Here is a 21,207-nt window from a genome sequence, read left to right on the forward strand (position 1 = left end):
CCCAACCATACAAAGGAGTAGGTACATGATCGGTTCCATCGATTCGCGCCGCCGGTTGCTCGCGTGGGCAGCCGTGCTCGCGGCTCTGCTGCTCGTGGTGCAGGGGGTACTCACCCCCGGCCCGGCCTTCGCGTCACCCGGCTCCGTCGTCGCCGCGCCCTCCTCCGGCACGGGCGTGGAGAACAACGACTACCCGCGCATCATCCGCTTAGCGGCCAGCGCGGACACGTCCAAGCGGGGCAACCTGCTCGTGATGTACAGCGTCAACGACACGGGGGTTCGAACGCACTCGGTGATCAAGCGGAGCACCGACAACGGCCTGACCTGGACCGCGATCAGCACCCTCTACTCGCCCACCTCCGGCTGGGGGATCTACTTCGGCTCGATGTACGAGCTGCCGGTGGCGAGCGGAGGGCTCGCGGCCGGGACGATCATCGCCGCGGGCAACGCGTGGGACAACGTGAACTGGGGCTACCAGGAGGTGCAGACGTTCATCAGCACCGACTACGGCGTCACGTGGACCCCGCGGGGCAACTGCGTCACGAAGTCCGGCACTCCGAGCACGGTGTCGACCGGCCTGTGGGAGCCGGAGATCATCCTCAACGCCGACGGCAAGCTCGCCTGCCACTTCTCCGACGAGCGACTGCGCTCCTCGGGGTTCAGCCAGAAGCTCGTCATGGTCACCTCGTCCGACGGCGGCGCGACGTGGGGGAGCGCGGTGGACGTCGTCGCGATCGGCGACAGCAGTTCGAGGCCCGGGATGCCCGTGGTGCGCAAACTCGGCAACGGCAGCTACGCCCTCGCCTACGAGCTCTGCCGCGACTCGGTGGGCAACGCCGACCAGACCTGCCGCGTCTATCTGAAGACCTCGGCGGACGGCGCGGCCTGGGGCTCGGCGACGAGCCTCGGCACCCTCGTGCAGACCGCGGACGGCCGGCAGCTCCTGCACACCCCGTCCCTGGCGTGGAGCCCGGCGGGCGGCGCCAACGGCACCCTGATCATGTCGGGGCAGCGGGTCGTGACCGGTGCGGACGGGCCGACCACGGTCGTCGTGCCCGAGTCGGGGCGGGTGGTGTTCACCAACACCGCGCTCGGCGCGGGCCCGTGGCAGGCGGTCTCCTCGCCCGTGACCATCGACCCGACCGGCAACTACAACACCGGGGCGGGCAAGCACTGCGCCAACTACAGCCCGAGCATGGTCCCGACCGCGTCGGGCACTGCGGTGATGATGGTCACCCCGCGCTTCCTGTCGGGCTCCAGCACCCGCTGCGACGTCCGGTTCGGCGTCGGCCCGATCGGCACCCTGCCGCTCTACGCCCCGTTCGACTCGGGCAACGACATGGGCTGGTCGACCTACGGCGGCACGTGGACGGTCAGCGGCGGCGTGTACTCGCAGGCCGGGGCATCCTCGGGCCCGAAGGCGCTCGTCGGGTCGACCGGGTGGACGGACGTGACGGTCACGACCGACCTGCGGCTCGACACCACGGGGCAGGCCGGCGTGCTGCTGCGCACGACGGCCCCCGCCGTCGGCGCCGACAACCACAACGGCTACTACGTCGGCATCGAGACGACGGGCAACCTGTTCATCGGCAAGCAGGCCTACGGCTGGACCGGCCTCACCGCGCAGGCGGTCTCCGGCGGGGTGACGACCGGCGTCTGGTACAACCTGCAGGCGACGGTCGTCGGCTGCACGATCACGGCGGTGCTGAAGCGCGACAACGCGACGGCGACCACCACGGCCACCGCCACGGACGCCGGCTGCCTCGCGGCGGGCCAGGCGGGCGTGCGCACGCACCTGACGTCCGGGTCGTTCCGCAACTTCCAGGTGACCGCGGCTGCGGCCTCGACCGCGGCGACGTACAGCGACAGCTGGGCGTCCGGTGCGTCGACTGGCTGGAGCACGTACGGCGGCACGTGGTCGACGGTTGCCGCCAGCGGGACGCAGCGGCAGACGAGCACGGGAACCAACGGCCCGAAGCAGACCTCGCCGAGCTCGGGCGACGCCTACACGGTGTCCTCCGACGTGAAGATCACGAGCCTGAGCGCGCCGAGCGGCAACGGCGGGATCATGTCGAGAGTGAGCGCCGCGGGCACCGGCCCGGACGCGTACCTGGGCTACTTCGCCGGCGTCGACGGCAGCACCGCCCAGCTCTCGCTGGGCCGGGCCAACTCGGGCACGTGGACGCCGCTGGCCAACACGACGGTCCCGGGCGGCGTCGCAGTGGGCGCGTGGTACCACCTGACGCTGCGGTCGACAGGGTGCTCGATCACGGCCACGGCGCAGTCGACCGCGTCCTGGGACCAGGCCGTGGTCGGCGTGAGCGACTCGGGATGCCCGACCACGGGCCTCGCGGGAATCCGCGGCATGGTCGCCGCGACTGACTACAAGGAGTTCGCCGTCACGAAGGGATAGCGCGGCTCGGGTGCCCTCGCCGGTCGACGGCGGGGGCATCCACCGTGCGAGCGGATCAGCCCGCGGAGACCGCGCGGAGGGCCGGCCACTGCTCGGCATCGAGTCGCAGCGACTCCTCGAGCATGCGGCTCATCGCCTCGGTGGTGCGGTCGGCAGCCTGCTGTGCGCTGCGGTCGGGCGTGTGCAGCCTGCTCGTCCAGCGGTTGGTGTCCATGACTGCCTCCTCACCCTGAGAGACCGGCAACTGCGCCGGTTATGACGGGAACTCTACTCGCATTGTGCCCCCCGTTCGCGTGACGCCCGCTCGGCGTGTCCGACCGGCGTCCCTAGACTGGGCGCATGTCACCCCGCTGGCTCGGCCACCTGCTGAAGAGCCGCCGCGCTGACGCCTCGCTCAGCGCCTGGAACCTGCTCGACTCCGACCACGACCTCATCCTCACCAGCCCCGACTTCGAGGACGGCGAGCCGTTGCCGAGGCGCTTCGCCGGGCGGGGCGTCGGCGACAACGTCTCGCCCGCCCTCCGGTGGAGCGGTGTCCCGGTCGAGGCCGACCACCTGGTCTTCGTGCTCGAGGACGTGGACGCCCCGCTGCAGCGGCCGCTCGTGCACACCCTGTCGATCCTCGAGCCGCACGCCACCGGGGTCCCCGAGGGAGCCCTTGCCTCCGGGGCTCCCGGCATCGAGCACCTCAGAGGTGCGCTCGGCACGGGCTACCAGGGGCCGCGCCCGATCGTCGGGCACGGCATCCACCGCTATCGCTTCATGCTCTTCGCCGTGGAGGGGGACATCGACGTCACCTCCCAGCGGACGGCGATCGACTCCATGGTCGGCCACGTCGTCGCGCGCGGCAGGCTCGTCGGAACGTACGAGAGGTAGCCGTGGCCTGGGACCTCATCGCGCTCGACTCCCTGCTCTCGGACGAGGAGCTGGCGACTCGGGAGCGCGTCCGGGAGTTCGTCGACCGGCGCATCCGGCCGAACATCGCCCGCTGGTTCGAGGACGCGGTGTTCCCGCTCGAGCTCGTGCCGGAGCTCGGCGAGCTGGGGCTGCTCGGCATGCACCTGCAGGGCTACGGCTGCGCGGGCCGTTCGGCGGTGGAGTACGGCCTCGCGGCGCTCGAGCTCGAGGCCGGCGACTCGGGGCTGCGCACCTTCGTGAGCGTGCAGGGCTCGCTCGCGATGACCGCGATCCACAAGTTCGGCTCCGAGGAGCAGAAGGCCGCGTGGCTGCCGCGTATGGCGACGGGCGAGGCGATTGGATGCTTCGGCCTCACCGAGCCGGACGCGGGCTCGGACCCGGCCGCCATGACGACGACCGCCCGCCTCGTGGGCGAGGAGTGGGTGCTCGACGGCGCCAAGCGCTGGATCGGCCTGGCGTCCGTAGCCCACATCGCCGTGATCTGGGCCAAGACCGAGGACGGCGTACGGGGGTTCCTCGTCCCGACGGACACGGCCGGCTTCACCGCCACGCCCATCGGCGGCAAGCTCTCGATGCGCGCCTCCATCCAGTGCGACGTTCTGCTCGACGGGGTGCGCCTGCCCGAGGACGCCGTGCTCCCGCTGTCGAAGGGCCTCCGCAGCCCCTTCGAGTGCCTCAATGAGGCCCGCTACGGCATTGCGTGGGGAGTGATGGGCGCCGCGCGGGACAGCTACCTCGCCGCCCTCGAGTACTCGCTCGGGCGCGCGCCGTTCGGCAGGCCGGTCGCGGGGTTCCAGCTCACCCAGCAGAAGCTCGTCGACATGGCGCTCGAGATCGACAAGGGCATGCTGCTGGCGCTGCACCTCGGCCGGCTCAAGGATGCGGGGCAGCTGCAGCCCCACCAGATCTCGGTCGGCAAGCTGAACAACGTGCGCGAGGCCCTCGCCGTCTGCCGGGAGGCCAGGGCCATCCTCGGCGGCAACGGCATCACGCTTGACTACTCGCCGCTGCGGCACGCGAACAACCTCGAGAGTGTGCGGACGTACGAGGGCACCGACGAGGTGCACACGCTGGTGCTCGGGCAGCACATCACGGGCCTCGCGGCGTTCCGCTAGGCGGCGTTCCGCTAGGCGGCGGGGGCCTCGGCCCGCGACTCGGCGGCGAGCCGGCGGTTGCGCACGATGGTCTTGAACCACGCGGAATCCGGGATCCTGGCCACCAGCGGCCCCGCGACCACCGTGATGAGCACGTACGCCGTGGCCAGTGGCGCGAGCATCGGCTCGACGCCGGCCCCGACCGCGAGGCCGGCGATGACTATCGAGAACTCTCCGCGCGGGGTGAGTGTCAGGCCGGTCCGCCAGCGCCCCGGGATGCCGATGCCGGCACGTCGGGCGGCGAGGTAGCCGGTGAGGGTCTTGGTGCCCATGGTGAGCACCGCGAGGAACAGTGCGGGCAGGAGGGCCGGCACGAGGTCCGCGGGGTCGGTGGCGATGCCGAAGAAGACGAAGAACACGGTGGCGAACAGGTCGCGCAGCGGGGCGAGCACGATTGTCGCGTTGTGGGCGACCTGGCCGGAGATCGCGATGCCGACGAGGAACGCGCCGACGGCGGCGGAGACGCTCACCTCCTCCGCGAGGCCCGCGACGAGCATCGTGAGGCCGAGCACGCCGAGCAGAAGCGGCTCCGGGTTGTGCGCCGAGAAGAGCCGCGACAGCACCTTGCCGAAGCGCAGGGCGGCGAACAGGATGACGACGACCACGCTCACGGCGATGACCACCGTCGTGGCGCCCTGCAGCAGGCCGGCGCCGATGACCAGCGCCGAGAGCACCGGAAGGTAGAACGCCATAGCGAGGTCCTCGATGACGAGCACCGAGAGGATCACCGGGGTCTCGCGGTTTCCGAGCCGCCGCAGGTCGCGCAGCACCTTGGCGATCACACCGGATGACGACACCCAGGTGACTCCCGCGAGGGCGACGGCGGCCACAGGCCCCCAGCCCAGGGCGAGGGCGAACGCTGCGCCGGGCACGGCGTTCAGCAGTCCGTCGAGGAGGCCGGCGACGCGCGCCGAGCGGAGGCTCTTCACGAGCTCGGTGGGGGAGTACTCCAGCCCGAGCATGGCCAGCAGGAGGATCACCCCGATCTCGGAGCCGACCTCGAAGAAGTCCTGGCTGGCGTCGAGGGGGATGAACCCGCCGTGGCCGACCGCGAGGCCGGCGAGCAGGTACAGCGGGATCGGCGAGACGCCGAACCGGATCGCCAGGCGACCGAGCAGGCTCAGGACGAGAAGGAGGGCTCCGACTTCGATGAGCAGCAGGGTCGTTTCGTGCATGGGCGGCTTAGCTCGGCCCGCGGTCGATGAGCTTGCTGAGCTTGTCGAGGCCCTTGCGGGTGCCCACGGCGACGATGACGTCCCCGCGCTCGAGCACGACGTCGGGCGTCGGGGAGGCGATGATCTCGGTGCCTCGGGCGATCGCCACGATGGACGAGCTCGTGAGCGTGCGCGCTTGGGTGTGCCCCATCGGACGGCCGATGAACTTCGAGTCGGAGGGGAGCGAGATCTCCTCGGTGAAGAGCCCCGGCACCTTCTCGCTCAGGCCGGAGAGGCGGCTCAGCGCGATGGAGGCTCCCAGGAGCTCGGCCAGTGCCGCAGCCTCATCGTCGGTGAGCGCGATCGTGTCGGTCGAGGCATCCGGGTCGTCGATGTCGAACAGCGCGATGTCACGCTCGCCGGAGCGCTGCGAGACCACGCTCACGCGCCGCCCGCCGGCCGTGATGACGTCGTTGCGCACCCCGATACCGGGGAGGTCGACGCGCTCGATGCGGACTGTCATGCGGCGTCGACGTAGCCGTACTTGTTGCGCAGGGAGTTCTCGACGATGGTGAGGCCCTCGAGGCCGGGCATCCTCGAGATGTGCTCGTCGAGCTTGCGCACCTCGCGCAGGCCCTCCTCGCCGGCGAAGATGTGGCTCATGACGTGGGTGACCTCTGCGGGCTCCATCACGCTCGAGCCGACCGGGCCCCAGGCGTTCTTGAGGGCGAAACGGGCGAGCACCTGCGCCTTCTTGCTCTTGGCGAGGCGGTCGCGCGCCTGCGTGGCGTAGAACGCGACGTGGCGGGCCTCCTGCTTGGCGATGCGGCGCAGCAGCTCGGCGAGCACGGGGTGCTGCTCGAGGTCGGCCATGCGGTTGTAGGCGGCGACTGCCGACCACTCGTTGGCGGCGCCCCAGATCATGTGGACGGCGATGAAGTCCTTGCCGACGATGTTGCCGAGCAGTGACTGCTTGATCGGGTCGAGGCGGTCCTTCCAGCCGAGCTTGAGGCGCGTGGCCTTCAGCTGGTCGAAGTCGAGCGTGATGCCGTGGGCGCCGAGCACCGCGGAGAGAGCCTCGCCGTGCCAGAACTCCTCGCGGTTCCACATCGTCATGAAGGCCGAGACGTCGGCCTCCTTGTGCGAGGGGGTGACGAGCAGGTCGCGCAGGTAGCAGACCGTGTGGTACTCGATGTCGGCCATGTACCGGATGCTGCGGAGGGTCGACTCCGGCAGTGGGTTGGTCTTGAACTGCTCGAAGTCGAGGTCGCCCCAGACCACCTTCTTGGAGGTGCTCGTGTACTTGTCGATGTCAAACGCCATGGGATGCCCCTTCTACTGCGGATGATTCGGAGTCACTGCTCTGAACGCCTGCCGCTTTGCGCTTCCAGTCCAGCACATTCCAGTGCTTCTCCTTGGCGTGACGGTACAGATTGATGTCGGGATTCACGGCGTTGGGGTTTCCGACGAGCTGCAGCCAGACGAGGTCTGCATGGTTGTCACCGTACCCGTACGAGCCGTCGAGGTCGAAGCCGTTCTGGGCGGCGTAGTGGCGGAGCCAGGCGGCTCGCGCCTCGTCGACGAGCGGCGGGTCGGCGAGGAATCCGGTGAGGACTCCGTCGCGCTCGTGCATCCGACCGGCCACGACCTCGTCGAAGTAGGGCAGGAACGGCGTCACCGTCAGGTCGATGGACCCGGTCACGAGGATCGTGCGGTGCCCGGCATCCCGGTGCTCCTGCACGCGCTTGAGCGCGTCGGGCAGCGCGCGGCGCAGCATGGCGCGGCCGAAGGGGCCCCGCACCTGGCGCTCGATCTCGCTCACCTTGAAGCCCTGGTACCTGCGCATGAACGTGCGGATGAACTCTCCGCGGTCGCGCCGCTCCGCGCGCCAGTACTTGCGCAGCGAGAACGTGAAGTTCGCGAGGTCGTGGGCGACGCGGGATCGCGGCACGGTTCCGGCCCACAGCGTGAGGTACTGCTTCACGAGGTTCGACTCGAGCACGGTGCCCTCGAGGTCGAAGACGGCGACGACGTCGGTGCGCTCAGGGAGCACCTTCTGCGCCTTGGCCTTTGCCGACGGGCGCTTGCCGAACGCGCGGGTCAGGGTCGTGACGGCGGGGAAGTGGACTTCCTGCCAGTACTTCTCCCACTCGATGTCCTTGACGTCGAAGCCCTCGTTCTCCTGCACCTCTTTCGGCAGGGAGGCCAGCAGCGCGCGGGTGTTCGTGTCGTCGAAGATGATCTCGGTCTGCACGTACGCGCGGTAGAGCTCGGTGAACGCCCGCAGCTGCTGCAGGCCGTGCTTGCCCTTGCGGACGGTGTCGAGCCATTCCCGGGTGCGCTTGGTCGTCGGCATCCGCTCGATGAGCCTCTCGGCGCGGGTCACCTGGTTCTCGCGCTTCTCCAGGGCGCGCTCGACCTTCTGCCCGCCGGGGAAGCGCCACTTGGGCACGACGATGTCGCCCTTCTCGTCGGGAAGGGGGTTCTCGACGAAGTAGCGGTTGACGTTCTCGTACATGCGGTGGAACGGCAGCGGGTTGGTCTTGCCCGAGACGACCTGGAAGTACTGCGCCTCGTTCGGCTTGGCCGGGCGGGCCGCGGCGGCGAGGGCCGCGTTGACGACGAAGTCGACCGGGATGACATCGAGGATCGAGTCGGGCAGGCCCGGGAAGTCGGGCAGCTGGCCGCGGCCGTAGGCGATGATGAGCGGGTCGGCGACCTTGAAGCCGTCGATCCAGCCGGGGAACGGGTGCTTGAGCGAGCTCTCGATGATGCTCGGGCGCACGATCGACAGTCGGTGGCCGGCCTGCGACCACAGCTCCTCGGCCGCGCGCTCGGCGAAGGCCTTCGTGAGGGTGTAGACGTCCGTCCAGCCGAGCGACTCGGCGCGCGTGCGGCCATAGTCGACGAGGCGCTCGCGCACCCACTCGGTGCGGGCCGCCTCGGCGAACCCGGCGACAGCCTGCGGGCCCGTCTTGCCGTGGCGGGCCTTCGCCTTGTTCAGCTGCTCGCGCAGCGCCTGCGGCTCGCGCGACTCCAGCTCGACGCGCGCACGGGCCGACTTCGCGGCCTCGTACTCGGCGCGCCAGTCGACGTTGTGGGTGAGGGATGCCTCGGGCGCGATGCCCTTGCGGATCCCGCCCACGTAGGCCGTGGAGATGTGGACGACGTGCGGGTCGCTCTTCGAGGCCAGGAGTGCGCCGTACACCCCGTAGGCGCCGCCCACGTTGGTGTCGAACGCCTCGTCGATGGGCGGGTCGAAAGAGACAGTCGATGCGGAGTGCAGCACGACGTCGATGTCGTCGGGGAGCACGCCGACGTTGCCGAGGGAGCCCTCGTGCGCGGTGACGCGCCGGGCGAACTCCTTGCGCGCCTTCTCCTCGCCGCCGACGGACTCGATCCAGTTCTTGAACACCGGCTTGCGCAGCAGCCCGGCAAGGCGGGCCTCGCCCGTCTGGCTGCCCTTGCCGCGCACCAGCAGCGTCATGCGCGTGCCGGGGTGGGAGAAGAGCAGCCGCTCGAGGATCGCCTGGCCGACGAATCCGGTGCCGCCGGTGAGGAAGATGTGCTCGTTGGTGAGGACGCCACCGGCGGGCGCGGCCTTCTTCGGAGCGGCCTTGCGCACGGCGGGCTTGGCGGGAGGGGAGGTCGTCACAGCTGGGCGGCCTTTCGGATGAGCGACAGGCCGGACTGGCCGGGGAGGGTGTCGATGCGGGCGTCGAGTTCGGCGACGAGCTCGCGGGCGGAGCCGAAGATCCGGTCGAAGAAGAAGGCCGTCTCCTCTCGCGGCTCTGCCTTCGCGCCGATCGGCCACGGGGTCTTGGCGAGCCGGCGGCGGGTGAGCTTGCGCGCCTGCTTCGACTCGGTGAGGCGGTAGCGGGACTGTGCCTCGAAGAAGGCGAGCTGGCGCTGCTTGAGCTCGGTGAACTTCTCCATCGTCTTCGCGAGCTGGGGGTGGTTCTCGAGGGCGGCGAGTCGGGCGTAGGCGACCTGGCTGAGCCAGGTGTCGATGGTGCCGAGGGTCATGTGCACGGCGATCATCGGGATGCCGATGATGTTCGCGACGATCGACTCGCGGATCGTGCGCTCGGACGGCGTGATGAAGGGGGCGCGGTCGACGTCGGTGCCCTCGGGCTGGTGCGCGAGGCCGATCTGCTCGAAGGCGTCGGCGATCCAGTACTTCTCGAACGCCCAGGTCGTGAGGAAGGCCGTGATCCGGGCGTCCTTGTGGGTCGCGGTGACGAGCACGCTGCGCAGGTGCGTCATCGTCGCGCGCTCGATGATCTGGAGGTAGCGGATGAGGCGCAGGCCCTCGGGGCTGAGCGGGTTCGTGCGGTACTCCTCGAGGCCCAGCTCGTCACGGTGGGACCCTGCTGCCTCGCGCGCGTACTCACGAACATCGAAGTCGGGAGCCGGGAATCTCATGATGTCCACGGACGCCTCTTTATGTTCCGGCATCCGTATTACCTCCAAGGGCTGGTGAGAGTCGGGTCAAGTGTACCCAATCGTCGCTACGGGACCCGTAGCGTAATGTATGCGTCATGGCTACGGCTCTCATCACGGGCGGCACATCCGGCATCGGCGCCGCATTCGCCCGGCAGCTGGCTGCCTGCGGAACCGACCTCGTGCTCGTCGCCCGCGACGCCGGCCGACTCGAGGCCGCCGCCGCCGAGTTGCATGCCGCTTCGGGCATCAATGTCGAGATCCTCAGCGCAGACCTGGCAGACCGGGCGGATGTCGCACGCGTCGTGGCCCGCATCGAAGACGCCTCGCGCCCGATCGACCTGCTCATCAACAACGCCGGCTTCGGAGTCCACACCTCGCTGCTCGCGGCGGACACGTCGCACCACGAACATGCCTTCGACGTCATGTGCCGCGCGGTGCTCGTCCTGGGCGGGGCCGCCGGCCGGTCCATGAAGGCGCGGGGCAGCGGCTCGATCATCAACATCTCCAGCCTGCAGACGTACCTCGCCACCGGCTCGTACGCGGCGATCAAGGCGTGGGTCACGGCGTACAGCCAGAGCCTCTCCGTCCAGCTGCGGGGCACGGGCGTCACGGCCACGGCGGTGCTCCCGGGCTGGGTGCGCACCGAGTGGCACGAGCGCGCTGGCGTGCGGCGCAGCTCGCTCCCCGGCTTCCTGTGGAGCGAGCCCGAGACCGTCGCGCGCATCGCGCTGCGGGATGCCCGGCGCGGCAAGGTCGTGTCCATACCCACTGTTCGCTACCGCGTGCTCGGGTGGTTTGCCCGTCACCTGCCGCTGGCCGCGATCCGCTCGATCTCGGCGGGCATCTCGTCAAGCCGAACTGACGAGGCCTCCGAATCATCCACTGTGACTACGGAGAAGAAGAGCTGATGGACCGCTTCACCTCCCCGGGTGTCGCGCGCGTGCGCAAGGTCGCGCAGCGCGGGATGCTCAAGCCCCTGGTCTGGCGGCTCGTCCGCGTCACGACGAAGGGCGAGGAGGACATCAAAGACCTCGAGGCGCCGTTCATCGTCGTCGCGAACCACTCCAGCCACCTCGACGCCCCGCTCGTGATCGGCGCCCTGCCCTACCGGCTCGCCCGCTACCTCGCGGCCGGGGCCGCCGCCGACTACTTCTTCGACGTGCAGTGGCGCAAGTGGCTCACCACCCTCTTCTTCAACGCGTTCGCGATCGAGCGCAACTCGGAGGGCAAGCGGGGCGGCTCGTCGAAGGCGCTTCTCGAGCGCAAGGTGCCCCTCCTCATCTTCCCCGAGGGCGGCCGCTCGAAGGCCGGCGTCATGGGCAAGTTCAAGCCCGGCGCCGCCGCCCTCTCGATGGCCACCAAGGTGCCCTGCCTGCCGATCGCGCTCGTGGGCGCGAGCGCGGCGATGCCCCGCGGGGTGAGCTGGCCCAAGCCCGGGCGCTACCCCGTGACGGTAGTGTTTGGCGCGCCGATGCTGGCGGAAGCCGGCGAAACGGCAGAGAATTTCTCGACCCGACTTGCGGCGGAAGTCCGCAGACTGCACGAAACCGTGTCGCCAATGCCGGCGCACCCTCAGAAGGGAACTGCACATGACTGACGTCAAGCACATGAAATGGTGGGGCTGGGGCGTCGACGGTGTGGGATTCCACTTCGAGGACAAGCCCCAGTTCGCTCCGTTCGTGCAGTACGCGGTCGGCCTCGACCTCCTCACCGCCAAGCGCGCGGGGGAGCCGTCCTTCGACGAGCTCAAGGTCGGCAAGTCCGTGGCCAGCGCCGCCTTCGTCAAGGCCCTCGCCGGCATCGTCGGCGCTGAGAACGTCACGACCGACGACATGGCCCGCGTCGTGCACACCTACGGCAAGAGCATCCGCGACCTCATGCGCGTTCGCGGCAACATGATCCTCCGCAGCCCCGACGTCGTCATCTACCCGGCCGACGAGGCCGAGGTGCAGGCGGTGGTGGATGCCGCGGTGGCAGCCAACGCCGTCATCATCCCGTTCGGCGGCGGCAGCAACATCGGGGGCAGCCTCGAGCCCCTGCCCGAGGAGAAGCGCACCATCGTGTCGCTCGACCTCGGCCGCCTCCGCAAGGTGATCTCGATCGACGCCGAGTCCGGCCTCGCCCGCATCCAGGCCGGCGCGCAGGGCCCCGACCTCGAGGAGCAGCTCAATCAGCAGGGCTGGACCATCGGCCACTTCCCGGACAGCTTCACCCACTCGACCATCGGCGGCTGGGTGGCGACGCGCTCCTCCGGCATGCAGTCGGACAAGTACGGCGACATCGCGGACATCGCGCGCGGCCTGCGCGTGGTGCGCCCCGGCGGCACGCTCGTGCTCCGGCCGCTTCCATCGACCTCGAGCGGACCGTCGGTGCGCGAGATGATCCTCGGCTCGGAGGGGCGCCTCGGCGTCATCACCGAGGTGACGGCCCAGGTCCACCGCGTCCCCGCCAAGCGCGACGTCTACGCCTACTTCTTCCCGAACTGGGAGGCCGGCATCAAGACCATGCAGCAGATCTCCGAGTCGGATGCTGCACCGTCGATCACCCGCATCAGCGACGCCCGCGAAACGGCCTTCACCCTGGCCACCTCGAAGGACCGCAAGGGCCTCGACAAGTTCATGGCAGGGAAGGTGCTGCCCTGGATCATGGGCCGCAAGTGGGGCAAGGAGAACCTCGACCAGATCTGCATCTCCTTCATCGCGTACGAGGGCAGCCCCGAGCACGCGAAGCGGCAGCGCAAGCTCGTCGAGAAGATGATCCGCGCCAACGGCGGTCTCACGATCATCGGCACGGGCCCCGGCATCCTCTACGACCAGAAGAAGTTCGACACCCCGTACCTCCGCGACTTCCTGCTCGACATGGGCGCCGCCGGTGACGTGTCGGAGACCGCCGCGCCGTGGTCTCAGCTGAACCGCGTGCACGACGCGGCCTACGCGGCAGCACAGGGCGCGTACGACCAGATCGGCATCAAGGGCTGGATCATGTCGCACATGTCGCACTCGTACCACTCGGGCGCCTGCCTCTACTTCACGTTCGCCTTCGTCTTCGACAAGGACCCGATCGCGGAGTACAACGTGGTCAAGAACGCCATCCAGCAGTCCTTCGTCGACAACGAGGCGACGATCTCGCACCACCACGGCGTCGGCCTCGAGCACTCGCCGTGGCTCACCGAGGACATCTCCCCGGAGGGCGTGAAGATCATGAGCGGCCTCTTCAGCTCCGCGGACGCCGGCAGCAACTTCAACCCCGGCAAGATCCTGCCGCGCGCGGCGGCGAAGGCCCCGGCGGCGAAGGCTGCGCCCGCGAAGGCTGCGACCGCCAAGGCTGCACCGGCCGCCAAGGCCGCTCCGAAGGCTGCCCCTGCCGCCAAGGCCGCTCCGAAGGCTGCTGCCAAGGCTCCTGCCGCGAAGGCTCCCGCCGCGCGCAAGCCCGCCACGACCAAGTAGGCGACGAGGGGCCACTTGTTACGTGCCGCCACCGGTGCGTCGTAACAAGTGGCCCCTCGTCGCGCCTGCGCGCCGAGCGTTGCCCGTCGAGGGTGGTGCCCCGGGCATCCCGACCGCGTGATAAATGCAGGAGAAACTGCCCCGTTCGCGCCGTTATGTCATCGTTCAGCGCTTGACGGATCGGGATCTCCTGCATTTCCGACACGAGGATCGTCGGGCGGGTGTGCGGCAGGCAAGGCGGCGGCGGGCAGCGGCGGGCGTGCGGCGGGGTGCGGCGACGGGCGGGCGGGCGGCTACGCGGCGAAGGCGGGCCAGAGGAGGGCGAGGACGGAGTCGACCCACTCCTCGCCGGTCGGCCGGCCGCGGATCAGCTCGGCGACCACCACCCCGAGCAGGATGCTCATCGCGAGCTCGACGTCGAGGTCTGCCTTGATCTCACCGGCGAGGGCGCGCTCGCGCAGGTCGGCGCGCAGCGGGCGGGTCGAGTTGCGGATCATGCCGAGCAGGAGCTCGGTGAACTGAGGATCCTCGTTCATGATCACGGCGGCGACGGTGCCCCGGCCGACGACCGTCTCGATCGTGTCGCGCGCGTGCCTCAGCACCCAGCGGAGTGACTCCTGCGCGGCCAGGCCGACCGGGAACTCGACGGTCGTGGCCGCCGAGGTGATCGCCGCTGTGAGGAGGGACTCCCGGTTCTCGTAGCGCCGGTAGATCGTCGTCTTGGCGACGCCGGAGGCCGCGGCGACCGACTCGATGCTGACCGCAAGCGGCCCGCGGCTGCGGAGGATGGTGAGCGCGGCATCGAAGATGCGCGCATCGACTTCGGGGTGCCGCGGGGTCCGAGCGGCAGTCGCCTGGGTCACCGAGTCTCCGTCCGACGCGCGGCGATGACCGCGATTGCACCTGGTTGTGCAATGATACGTGGCTCGTTCGCGCAAAAACCCGCGGCACCCCCCGAACGGCCAACCCCTTGACGGCGAGGGGTAGAACGCTCAGTCTGAGCGTAGGACCAGCTGAAATAGCCCGGGGGATGCACGTCCCTGCTGATCATGAACGGTGCGTATCACCTCATGAATCGACAGGACAACCTCATGCCTCTATTCCGCCGTACCTCCATCACCCTCGCGATCGCCCTGGGGCTCGCCGCCTCCGTGGCGGCTGCCGCCAGCAGCGCGAGCGCCACCGCGGGCGTGCCCGGGGATGCCGACTTCCTCGGGTCGGCCCAGAGCCTCGCCGTTCTGGGCGGCCAGGCCGTGTCGAACACGGGCCCCTCGGTGATCACCGGGGATGTGGGACTCTCGCCCGGTCTCGCCGCCGCCGTGACCGGCTTCCCGCCGGGACTCGTGAACGGCACGATCTACACCCCGCCCGCCGCTCAGGCCACGACCGGCCAGATCGACGCCAGCCACGCGTACGACGCGCTCGAGGCACTCGGCGGAACCGCGGTGCCCACCGAGCTCGGCGGGCTGGAGTACGGCCCCGGCGTCTACCACGGTGCTCCCGCGTCGAACACCCTCCAGCTCAACGGCACCGTCGTGCTCAACGGAACCGCGACCGACATCTTCGTGTTCCAGTCGAGCTCGACCCTCATCACCGGCTCGGCGAGCGTGGTTGCCCTCGTGGGCGGCGCGCAGGCCTGCAACGTCTTCTGGCAGGTGGGCAGCTCGGCCACGCTCGGCACGAGCTCGCTGTTCGCGGGCACCCTGATCGCCCGCACCTCGGTGACGGCGACCACGAACGCCACTGTGGGCTCCGGCTCGAACGAGGGCGCGCGCCTGCTCGCCCTCGACGGCTCGGTCACCCTCGACAGCAACGTCATCGGATCGCCCTCCACCTGCGCCACGGCGACCGGCGGCCTCACAGCGGGCGCCCCGGGCATCCCGATCCCCTCGGGCACCCTGGCCACGGTCACGGCGAGTGCCGCAGTATCGTTCGCGGCTGCTGACGCGATCCGCGCGGCGAACGCACCGCCCCAGAACGCACCGCAGTCCGGTGGCGGCGGTGGCGCGTCTCCGGCTGGCGCCCAGCTGGCGGCGACCGCGATCGACGTGCGCCGACCGGCGGCGGTCGGCAGCCTCGTCCTCCTCGTGGGCGTTGTGCTTCTCGCCGCGTCCTCGCTGGCGCGTCGCCAGAAGGAGCGCCCCTAGAGCGTCGGCACGCGCCTGATCACGGTCGGCGGCCCCGGCGTCTTCGTCAGGTTGTCGAGCGTCTTCTCGTCAAACCCCTCGACGCCGGATGCCGCATTCCGCAGGTTCTCCGTGATCAGGTCGGCGACCTGCTCGGAGTCGCCCTCGAACGGGTAGCTCGGCAGCCTGCCCGAGCCCATCTTCAGGGCATCCTCACCGCGCTGGAACGCCCCGAGGAACGCGGGCATGCCCGCCATGAGGGCGCGGTACCGCACCCAGCGGTGGTTGTCCCACCCGGTGCGGGTGAGCGCGCCACGGCCGGCGCGCGGGTACCGCTTCTGCGCGAACTGCTCGGCGATCAGCCGGGCGCCCACCTCGCCGCGGTCGGACAGCTCGTCGATGGTCTCCTGCCGCATGTTGAGGTTGAGGCCGCCCTCCGACTTCGTCTGCCGCACGAGCACGATGCGGTCGCGGTAGCCCGGGGTCTCGAGGTGGGAGTTGTCGTGCCAGTCCCGCGCGGTGGCGAAGAGCGCCGTGACGAAACCGGTCACGGCGCCGAACCCCTGCTCCGGGATCCCGCGGTAGGTGTTGGGGATCGCGGCGTTGTCCTTCGCGTAGGAGATGTTGTCCGCCTGCTCGGGGAAGGGCGCTGCCTGCGTCGCGGGGAACGACCCCAGGTTGATCGCGAAGGTCGGCCGGGTGGGCAGCGGCGAGTCGAACAGGTGCACCGGGAAGTTGCTCGCGATGCCGCCGTCGGTGAACCACAGCTTCACGTACCGCACGACGGAGCCGCCCTCGGTGACCGTGTCGGCCTCGTCGCCGTGGTCGCCGTACACCATCGCCCAGAGCGGCACCGCGGAGATGAGCAGCGGGAAGCTCAGCGACATGCGGGTGGCGACGATGACCGGCAGGTCGGCGGGCTCCGGCAGTCGGCGCAGGGATGGCACGTGCGCCCCGGCGATCGGATCCTCGGGGCTGAACCGCGCGAGGGACTCCATGACGTCCGCGGGGAACAGCTTCGCCCACTCCACCGGGTCGTACAGGAACGTGCGCGCCTTCAGCGGCATCTCGAACGGCCGCGCCCAGCTCAGGCAGGTGCTGATCATCCGCAGGTCCACCTTGCGCTCGGCGACCTCGACGTGCTCCAGCCGGTCCTCTTTGGGCGCGGGATGCCCCGTCCACAGGTGCCCGAAGCGCAGCGGCCCCTCGTCGGCGCCGAGCCCCGCGATGCGGTCGAGCCGCACCGACATCCAGTTCGTGAGCCCCTTCTCGCCGCCGGACGGGTCGAGCCCGCGGCAGATGCCGAAGAGGTTCTGCGGTACCGACCTGGTGAGGCCCCAGGACAGGCGCACGAGCACCGCGATCACCCAGCCGAGGAGGGCGAGGAGCGCTCCGGTGACGATGAACAGGGGGTCGGGCATCCCGCCCGCGATGAAGGCTGCGATGAGCAGGGAGCCGCCCGCCAGCAGGCCCAGCGCGCCCGCGAACCAGAGGCGGGTCGCGAGGGTCCAGATGATCGCGACGAGCTGCGCGGGGCCGCGGCGCTTGACGCCCCTGTTGGAGAAGCCGGCGAACGCGAGGAGCACCGGCAGCAGCACGCGGGTGGAGGGCTCAGGCCGGAACAGCTCGCGCAGATTGAGCTGCTTGGGGAGGGTGTAGAGCTCGGCGAAGCCGTTCTTCGCGCGCCCGAACTCGGCGGCAGCGCCGAACGCCGCCCCGATCGCCCCGGCCGAGGAGCCGCCGATGCCCCGGAACTCGTGCGTGCGCGCGAGCTCGACGAGCGCCCGCGGGTAGATCACCCCGGAGGTGATGCCGCCCTTCATCACGACATCGCACTTCGCGCGCGGCTTGCGGAGCCACGCCTCGGAATCGGCGAGCTGGGTGGGCACCACGCGAGTCGACGTCATGCTCCATTCCTACTCCAGCGGATGCTCCTTGCGCACGGGCGGCGGCGGAACCCGCTTCGCGGCGATCACCTCGGCGACCGCGATCGTCTCCACGCCGCGCTTGCCGTCGACCACCAGGTGCGTCTCGGTCGCACTCAGGAGCGTGCCCAGGGCATCGGTGGCCCGGCCGTCGGGGAGGCGGTACCGCACGACCACGCGGTCGCCCGCCCGAAAGGAGGGAGTGGTCACCAGGAGCCCGGCGCGTAGTCCTTGAGGAAGACGCCGAACACGTCGTCGCCGGCCTCGCCGCGCACGATCGGGTCGTAGACGCGCGCGGCGCCGTCGACGAGGTCGAGCGGGGCGTGGAAGCCCTCCTCCGCGAGGCGCACCTTGGTCGGGTGCGGTCGCTCGTCGGTGATCCAGCCGGTGTCGACGCTCGTCATGAGGATGCCGTCGGTCTCGAACATCTCGCGCGCGCTCGTGCGCGTGAGCATGTTGACCGCGGCCTTGGCCATGTTGGTGTGCGGATGCCCCGGCCCCTTGTACCCGCGGCCGAACACGCCCTCCATCGCCGACACGTTGACCACGTACTTGCGGCGGGCCTTGCTTGCGGCCATCGCGGGCCGCAGCTTCGAGATCAGGATGAACGGCGCCGTCGTGTTGGCAAGCTGCACCTCAAGCATCTCGAGCGGGTCGACCTCCTGTACGTGCTGCGTCCAGGAGTTGACGTGGTCGAGGTCGGGCAGCAGCCCGCCCGCGTCGATCGCGGTGCCGGCGGCCAGGCGCTCGAGCGAGGAGCTCCCCGCGGTCATCGCCTCCTGCACGAGGTCGACGGAACCGAGAATCGGGTGAGCGGAGACCGAGTTCTCCAACGCCTTGGGATGCGGGTCGTTGGTGTGGCCGAAGGTGACCAGCTCCGGCAGGGGTCCGTCGGGGAGCGGCGCGAGCTCGGCGTCGACGAGGGGCTGGTAGGCGCCGGGGGAGCGGCGGACGGTCTGCGTCGCGTTGTTGATCAGGATGTCGAGGGGGCCGGCGGCGGCGACATCCTCGGCCAGCCCGATCACCTGCGCGGGGTCGCGGAGGTCGATGCCGACGATCTTGAGACGGTCGATCCATTCGGGGGAGTCCGGCAGGCTGCTGAAGCGGCGGACAGCGTCGCGGGGGAACCGCGTCGTGATCGTGGTGTGCGCGCCGTCCCGCAGCAGGCGGAGGGCGATGTACATGCCGATCTTCGCGCGGCCGCCCGTGAGCAGGGCGCGCTTGCCCGTGAGATCGGTGCGGGCATCCCGTTTCGCGTGGCTCAGCGCGGCGCAGTCGGGGCAGAGCTGGTGGTAGAACGCGTCGACCAGCGTGTACGGCTTCTTGCAGATGTAGCAGGCGCGCGCCTTGATGAGCTCGCCCGCGGTGGGCGTCTCGAGCCGGGTCGCGATCGGGATGCCGCGCGTCTCGTCGTCGATGCGGTCGGGCGCCCCGGTGGCCGTGGCGGCGATGACGCTGCGGTCGGCCTCCGCGATGACGGCGCGCTTCTCGAGCCGGCGCTCCTTCTTGACGGCCTTGAACATCTTGGCCGTCGCCTGGCGCACGGTGATGAAGTCGGGGTGCTCCTGGTCGACCTCGGCCATCTGTGCGAGAACCCGCAGCGCGACCTCGAGGTCGGCGGGGTCGATGCCGCTGGCGCTGGGGGGAGTCTCGGAGGGCACACGAGATTCTACGCCGGGCCCGCACCCGTGCCACGCTATGGGGATGCTGGTGACCGTCGCGCTCTCGCTCGTGACGGCGCTCTCGTACGGCGTCTCCGACTTCCTGGGCGCCGTGGGGGCGCGCCGGTTGAAGGTCCTGCCCGGTACCGCGGTGACCTACGGATTCGCGCTGCTGACCCTTCTCGTCATGCTGCCGCTCATCGGCGGCGCGTGGTCGGCGGAGACTGTCCTGTGGGGCGCGGTAGCCGGGGTGAGCGCGATCATCGGCTTCCTCGCGTTCTACGCGGCGCTCGCGGCGGGGCCGATGAGCCTCGCCTCGCCGCTCATCGCCGTCATCGGCTCGCTCGTGCCGGTCGTCATCGCGCTGCTGCTCGGCGAGCAGCTGCCGCCGCTCGCGTGGGCCGCGATAGTGCTCGCCCTTCTCGGCGGCGCGCTGATCTCGGTCACCCGCGGGGGCTCGAGGACGGGCATCCCGCGCAAGACCGTCGTGCTCTCGGTGCTCGCCGGCGTGGGGCTCGGCGGCTCGATCGCCGCGCTGGACCGCGCGCCGCAGGACTCCGGAGTCACCGCCGCGGTCGTGGAGATCACGGTCGGCGTCGTTCTGCTCGCGGTGCTGCTGCTCGCGGTGCGGGTGAGCTCGCGGTCGAGGAGCGCCCTGGCGATGCTCGACGAGGAGCAGGCGGCCGAGCTCGTCCCGTCGCGGGCCCGGGCCTGGGCGGCCAGCGCCGTCGGCGGAGTGCTGCTGGGCGTCTCCAACGGAGTGCTGCTGATCGCCCTGCAGTCCGGGAGCCTCGCGGTCGTCTCGGTGATCGTCGGGCTCTACCCGGTCGGCACGATCGTCCTCGCGCGGATCGTGTACCGGGAGAAGCTCACCCTCGTGCAGCTGGGCGGCGTGGTGCTCGCGATTGCAGCGTCGGTGCTGCTGGCGCTGAGTTGAGCCGTACGCTCGACCTATGAGCGGCTACCAGATCCTCCTCGACTGCGACCCCGGGCTCGACGACGCGCTCGCCCTGCTGCTCGCGCACGGCGACCCGAACATCGACCTCGTGGGCGTCACGACAGTCGGCGGCAACGTCAAGCTCGAGAACACCACGCGCAACGCGCTGCAGCTGCGCGAGTACCTCAGGTTCCCGGACGTGCCCGTGTCCGCCGGTGCCGCCCAAGCGCTCGTGAAGGAGCCGCGCGACGCAGCGCACGTGCACGGCTCCGGAGGCCTGGGCAGCGTCGTACTGCCCGCGGCGACACTGGATGTCACGGGCATCCACGCCGCCGACTTCATCATCGAGACCCTGCGCAAGACCCCGGGCACGATCCACCTCGTCGCGACGGGGCCGCTCACGAACATCGCGATCGCGCTCGAGCGGGAGCCGGCGATCGCGCGCTGGGCCGCATCGTTCACGATCATGGGCGGCTCGTACACGCGCGGCAACGCGACGGTCGCGGCCGAGTTCAACATCTGGGCGGACCCGGAGGCCGCCAAGATCGTCTTCGACGCGGACTGGCGCCCGACGATGATCGGGCTCGACCTCACGCTGCAGGCGCAGGCCAACGGCGCCGTGGTGGACCGGCTGCGGCAGCTGGGGAAGCTCGCCGACGAGCTGATCGTGCCGCTCGCCACCTTCTACTTCAACCCGAACATGCCCGACTGGGACGGCCAGGCCGTGCACGACGTGTGCGCGGTCGCCTACGTGACCCGGCCCGACCTGTTCCTCGCCCAGCCCGCCCGCGTCGACATCGAGACCCGCGGCGAGTTCACGGAGGGGATGACCGTGGTCGACTTCGACGCCCCGGCTCCGAACGCGCTCGTGGCGACCAAGCTCGACGTCGACGGCTTCTGGGCCTACGTGGAGAGCGTGTACGCGCGCGTCGCGGCCGAGCACTCCGCCTAGCGCGCCGCTCCTCGCGCCGCGCCGGACCGGAGGACGCCGCGCCGCGCCGTCCGGGTTTCGCGTGCGCGGCGCGGC

General features: G+C 70.3%; 19 protein-coding genes. 9 read left to right on the forward strand and 10 right to left on the reverse strand.

The genetic code is table 11. From position 1 onward, the window contains the following. Nucleotides 1–25 precede the first annotated feature (25 nt). Nucleotides 26–2,413: a 3-keto-alpha-glucoside-1,2-lyase-like domain-containing protein gene (locus AC1RTC_RS01940; protein WP_493153769.1), complete on the forward strand. Its 2,388-nt coding sequence runs from the start codon at nt 26–28 to the stop codon at nt 2,411–2,413. 55 nt (nt 2,414–2,468) lie between these two features. On the opposite strand, the gene AC1RTC_RS01945 is transcribed toward AC1RTC_RS01940, so the two are convergent. Beyond that, nucleotides 2,469–2,627, reverse strand: coding sequence for a hypothetical protein (locus AC1RTC_RS01945; protein ID WP_493153770.1), 159 nt, complete (start codon nt 2,625–2,627; stop codon nt 2,469–2,471). A gap of 125 nt (nt 2,628–2,752) precedes the next feature. Between AC1RTC_RS01945 and AC1RTC_RS01950 the strand changes: the two genes are divergently transcribed. Together AC1RTC_RS01950 and AC1RTC_RS01955 are read left to right on the forward strand one after the other, a co-directional pair. After that, nucleotides 2,753–3,289, forward strand: a complete 537-nt coding sequence (locus tag AC1RTC_RS01950) for a YbhB/YbcL family Raf kinase inhibitor-like protein (RefSeq protein WP_493153771.1) — start codon at nt 2,753–2,755, stop codon at nt 3,287–3,289. A 2-nt stretch (nt 3,290–3,291) separates the two neighbouring features. Then, entirely contained in the window at nt 3,292–4,446 is a 1,155-nt protein-coding gene (locus AC1RTC_RS01955; RefSeq protein WP_493153772.1) for an acyl-CoA dehydrogenase family protein, read from the forward strand. Between the two features lie 11 nt (nt 4,447–4,457). Here the strand turns inward: AC1RTC_RS01955 and AC1RTC_RS01960 are convergent, their stop codons facing one another. Genes AC1RTC_RS01960 through AC1RTC_RS01980 form a run of 5 tightly spaced genes read right to left on the reverse strand, consistent with a single transcriptional unit; the run spans nt 4,458 to nt 10,064 of the window. After that, on the reverse strand, nt 4,458–5,660 hold the full coding sequence (locus AC1RTC_RS01960) for a cation:proton antiporter (RefSeq protein ID WP_493153773.1): 1,203 nt from the start codon (nt 5,658–5,660) through the stop codon (nt 4,458–4,460). A 7-nt stretch (nt 5,661–5,667) separates the two neighbouring features. Continuing rightward, nucleotides 5,668–6,162: a cation:proton antiporter regulatory subunit gene (locus AC1RTC_RS01965; protein WP_493153774.1), complete on the reverse strand. Its 495-nt coding sequence runs from the start codon at nt 6,160–6,162 to the stop codon at nt 5,668–5,670. Then, complete coding sequence (locus tag AC1RTC_RS01970) at nt 6,159–6,962, reverse strand: ferritin-like domain-containing protein (RefSeq protein ID WP_493153775.1); 804 nt, start codon at nt 6,960–6,962, stop codon at nt 6,159–6,161. Before AC1RTC_RS01970 ends, AC1RTC_RS01965 begins: the two co-directional genes overlap by 4 nt. Further along, nucleotides 6,952–9,294: an SDR family oxidoreductase gene (locus AC1RTC_RS01975; protein ID WP_493153776.1), complete on the reverse strand. Its 2,343-nt coding sequence runs from the start codon at nt 9,292–9,294 to the stop codon at nt 6,952–6,954. The genes AC1RTC_RS01970 and AC1RTC_RS01975 overlap by 11 nt, the downstream gene beginning before the upstream one ends. Beyond that, nucleotides 9,291–10,064, reverse strand: coding sequence for a hypothetical protein (locus tag AC1RTC_RS01980; protein WP_493154269.1), 774 nt, complete (start codon nt 10,062–10,064; stop codon nt 9,291–9,293). The genes AC1RTC_RS01975 and AC1RTC_RS01980 overlap by 4 nt, the downstream gene beginning before the upstream one ends. 116 nt (nt 10,065–10,180) lie before the next feature. On the opposite strand from AC1RTC_RS01980, the gene AC1RTC_RS01985 reads away from it, so the two are divergent. From AC1RTC_RS01985 to AC1RTC_RS01995, 3 genes are read left to right on the forward strand one after another with little or no spacing between them, the layout of a single operon-like run. Beyond that, complete coding sequence (locus tag AC1RTC_RS01985; RefSeq protein ID WP_493153777.1) at nt 10,181–10,993, forward strand: SDR family NAD(P)-dependent oxidoreductase; 813 nt, start codon at nt 10,181–10,183, stop codon at nt 10,991–10,993. Continuing rightward, nucleotides 10,993–11,682, forward strand: coding sequence for a lysophospholipid acyltransferase family protein (locus AC1RTC_RS01990; protein ID WP_493153778.1), 690 nt, complete (start codon nt 10,993–10,995; stop codon nt 11,680–11,682). Before AC1RTC_RS01985 ends, AC1RTC_RS01990 begins: the two co-directional genes overlap by 1 nt. Then, a complete protein-coding gene (locus AC1RTC_RS01995) occupies nt 11,675–13,531 on the forward strand; it encodes an FAD-binding oxidoreductase (protein WP_493153779.1) in 1,857 nt (618 codons plus the stop codon). Before AC1RTC_RS01990 ends, AC1RTC_RS01995 begins: the two co-directional genes overlap by 8 nt. Nucleotides 13,532–13,824: 293 nt before the next feature. Here the strand turns inward: AC1RTC_RS01995 and AC1RTC_RS02000 are convergent, their stop codons facing one another. Next, nucleotides 13,825–14,394: a TetR/AcrR family transcriptional regulator gene (locus AC1RTC_RS02000; protein WP_493153780.1), complete on the reverse strand. Its 570-nt coding sequence runs from the start codon at nt 14,392–14,394 to the stop codon at nt 13,825–13,827. Nucleotides 14,395–14,622: 228 nt separating this feature from the next. On the opposite strand from AC1RTC_RS02000, the gene AC1RTC_RS02005 reads away from it, so the two are divergent. Continuing rightward, nucleotides 14,623–15,678 carry an ice-binding family protein gene (locus tag AC1RTC_RS02005; protein ID WP_493153781.1) on the forward strand — a complete coding sequence of 352 codons (1,056 nt, stop codon included), beginning with the start codon at nt 14,623–14,625 and terminating at the stop codon, nt 15,676–15,678. On the opposite strand, the gene AC1RTC_RS02010 is transcribed toward AC1RTC_RS02005, so the two are convergent. The 3 genes from AC1RTC_RS02010 to AC1RTC_RS02020 are packed head-to-tail and all read right to left on the reverse strand — an operon-like array spanning nt 15,675 to nt 19,243. After that, entirely contained in the window at nt 15,675–17,564 is a 1,890-nt protein-coding gene (locus AC1RTC_RS02010) for a hypothetical protein (protein ID WP_493153782.1), read from the reverse strand. The two genes, AC1RTC_RS02005 and AC1RTC_RS02010, sit on opposite strands and share 4 nt — an antisense overlap. A 9-nt stretch (nt 17,565–17,573) precedes the next feature. After that, nucleotides 17,574–17,792, reverse strand: coding sequence for a putative acetyltransferase (locus AC1RTC_RS02015; RefSeq protein ID WP_493153783.1), 219 nt, complete (start codon nt 17,790–17,792; stop codon nt 17,574–17,576). Continuing rightward, a complete protein-coding gene (locus tag AC1RTC_RS02020) occupies nt 17,789–19,243 on the reverse strand; it encodes an SDR family NAD(P)-dependent oxidoreductase (RefSeq protein ID WP_493153784.1) in 1,455 nt (484 codons plus the stop codon). The genes AC1RTC_RS02015 and AC1RTC_RS02020 overlap by 4 nt, the downstream gene beginning before the upstream one ends. Nucleotides 19,244–19,286: 43 nt before the next feature. Between AC1RTC_RS02020 and AC1RTC_RS02025 the strand changes: the two genes are divergently transcribed. Then, nucleotides 19,287–20,180, forward strand: coding sequence for an EamA family transporter (locus AC1RTC_RS02025; RefSeq protein WP_493153785.1), 894 nt, complete (start codon nt 19,287–19,289; stop codon nt 20,178–20,180). 16 nt (nt 20,181–20,196) lie between these two features. Then, entirely contained in the window at nt 20,197–21,132 is a 936-nt protein-coding gene (locus tag AC1RTC_RS02030) for a nucleoside hydrolase (protein WP_493153786.1), read from the forward strand. Nucleotides 21,133–21,207: the final 75 nt, after the last annotated feature.

Source organism: Rhodoglobus sp. GW821-FHT12B09 (assembly GCF_058809925.1).

Bases quoted from the DNA above. Each gene is read 5' to 3' on its own strand.
- AC1RTC_RS02010 (WP_493153782.1), bottom strand. From the start codon at position 17,564: ATGACGTCGACTCGCGTGGTGCCCACCCAGCTCGCCGATTCCGAGGCG.
- AC1RTC_RS01970 (WP_493153775.1), bottom strand. From the start codon at position 6,962: ATGGCGTTTGACATCGACAAGTACACGAGCACCTCCAAGAAGGTGGTC.
- AC1RTC_RS01980 (WP_493154269.1), bottom strand. From the start codon at position 10,064: ATGAGATTCCCGGCTCCCGACTTCGATGTTCGTGAGTACGCGCGCGAG.
- AC1RTC_RS02005 (WP_493153781.1), top strand. From the start codon at position 14,623: ATGCCTCTATTCCGCCGTACCTCCATCACCCTCGCGATCGCCCTGGGG.
- AC1RTC_RS01985 (WP_493153777.1), top strand. From the start codon at position 10,181: ATGGCTACGGCTCTCATCACGGGCGGCACATCCGGCATCGGCGCCGCA.
- AC1RTC_RS02030 (WP_493153786.1), top strand. From the start codon at position 20,197: ATGAGCGGCTACCAGATCCTCCTCGACTGCGACCCCGGGCTCGACGAC.
- AC1RTC_RS01960 (WP_493153773.1), bottom strand. From the start codon at position 5,660: ATGCACGAAACGACCCTGCTGCTCATCGAAGTCGGAGCCCTCCTTCTC.
- AC1RTC_RS02025 (WP_493153785.1), top strand. From the start codon at position 19,287: ATGCTGGTGACCGTCGCGCTCTCGCTCGTGACGGCGCTCTCGTACGGC.
- AC1RTC_RS01965 (WP_493153774.1), bottom strand. From the start codon at position 6,162: ATGACAGTCCGCATCGAGCGCGTCGACCTCCCCGGTATCGGGGTGCGC.
- AC1RTC_RS01950 (WP_493153771.1), top strand. From the start codon at position 2,753: ATGTCACCCCGCTGGCTCGGCCACCTGCTGAAGAGCCGCCGCGCTGAC.
- AC1RTC_RS01990 (WP_493153778.1), top strand. From the start codon at position 10,993: ATGGACCGCTTCACCTCCCCGGGTGTCGCGCGCGTGCGCAAGGTCGCG.
- AC1RTC_RS01940 (WP_493153769.1), top strand. From the start codon at position 26: ATGATCGGTTCCATCGATTCGCGCCGCCGGTTGCTCGCGTGGGCAGCC.
- AC1RTC_RS01995 (WP_493153779.1), top strand. From the start codon at position 11,675: ATGACTGACGTCAAGCACATGAAATGGTGGGGCTGGGGCGTCGACGGT.
- AC1RTC_RS01945 (WP_493153770.1), bottom strand. From the start codon at position 2,627: ATGGACACCAACCGCTGGACGAGCAGGCTGCACACGCCCGACCGCAGC.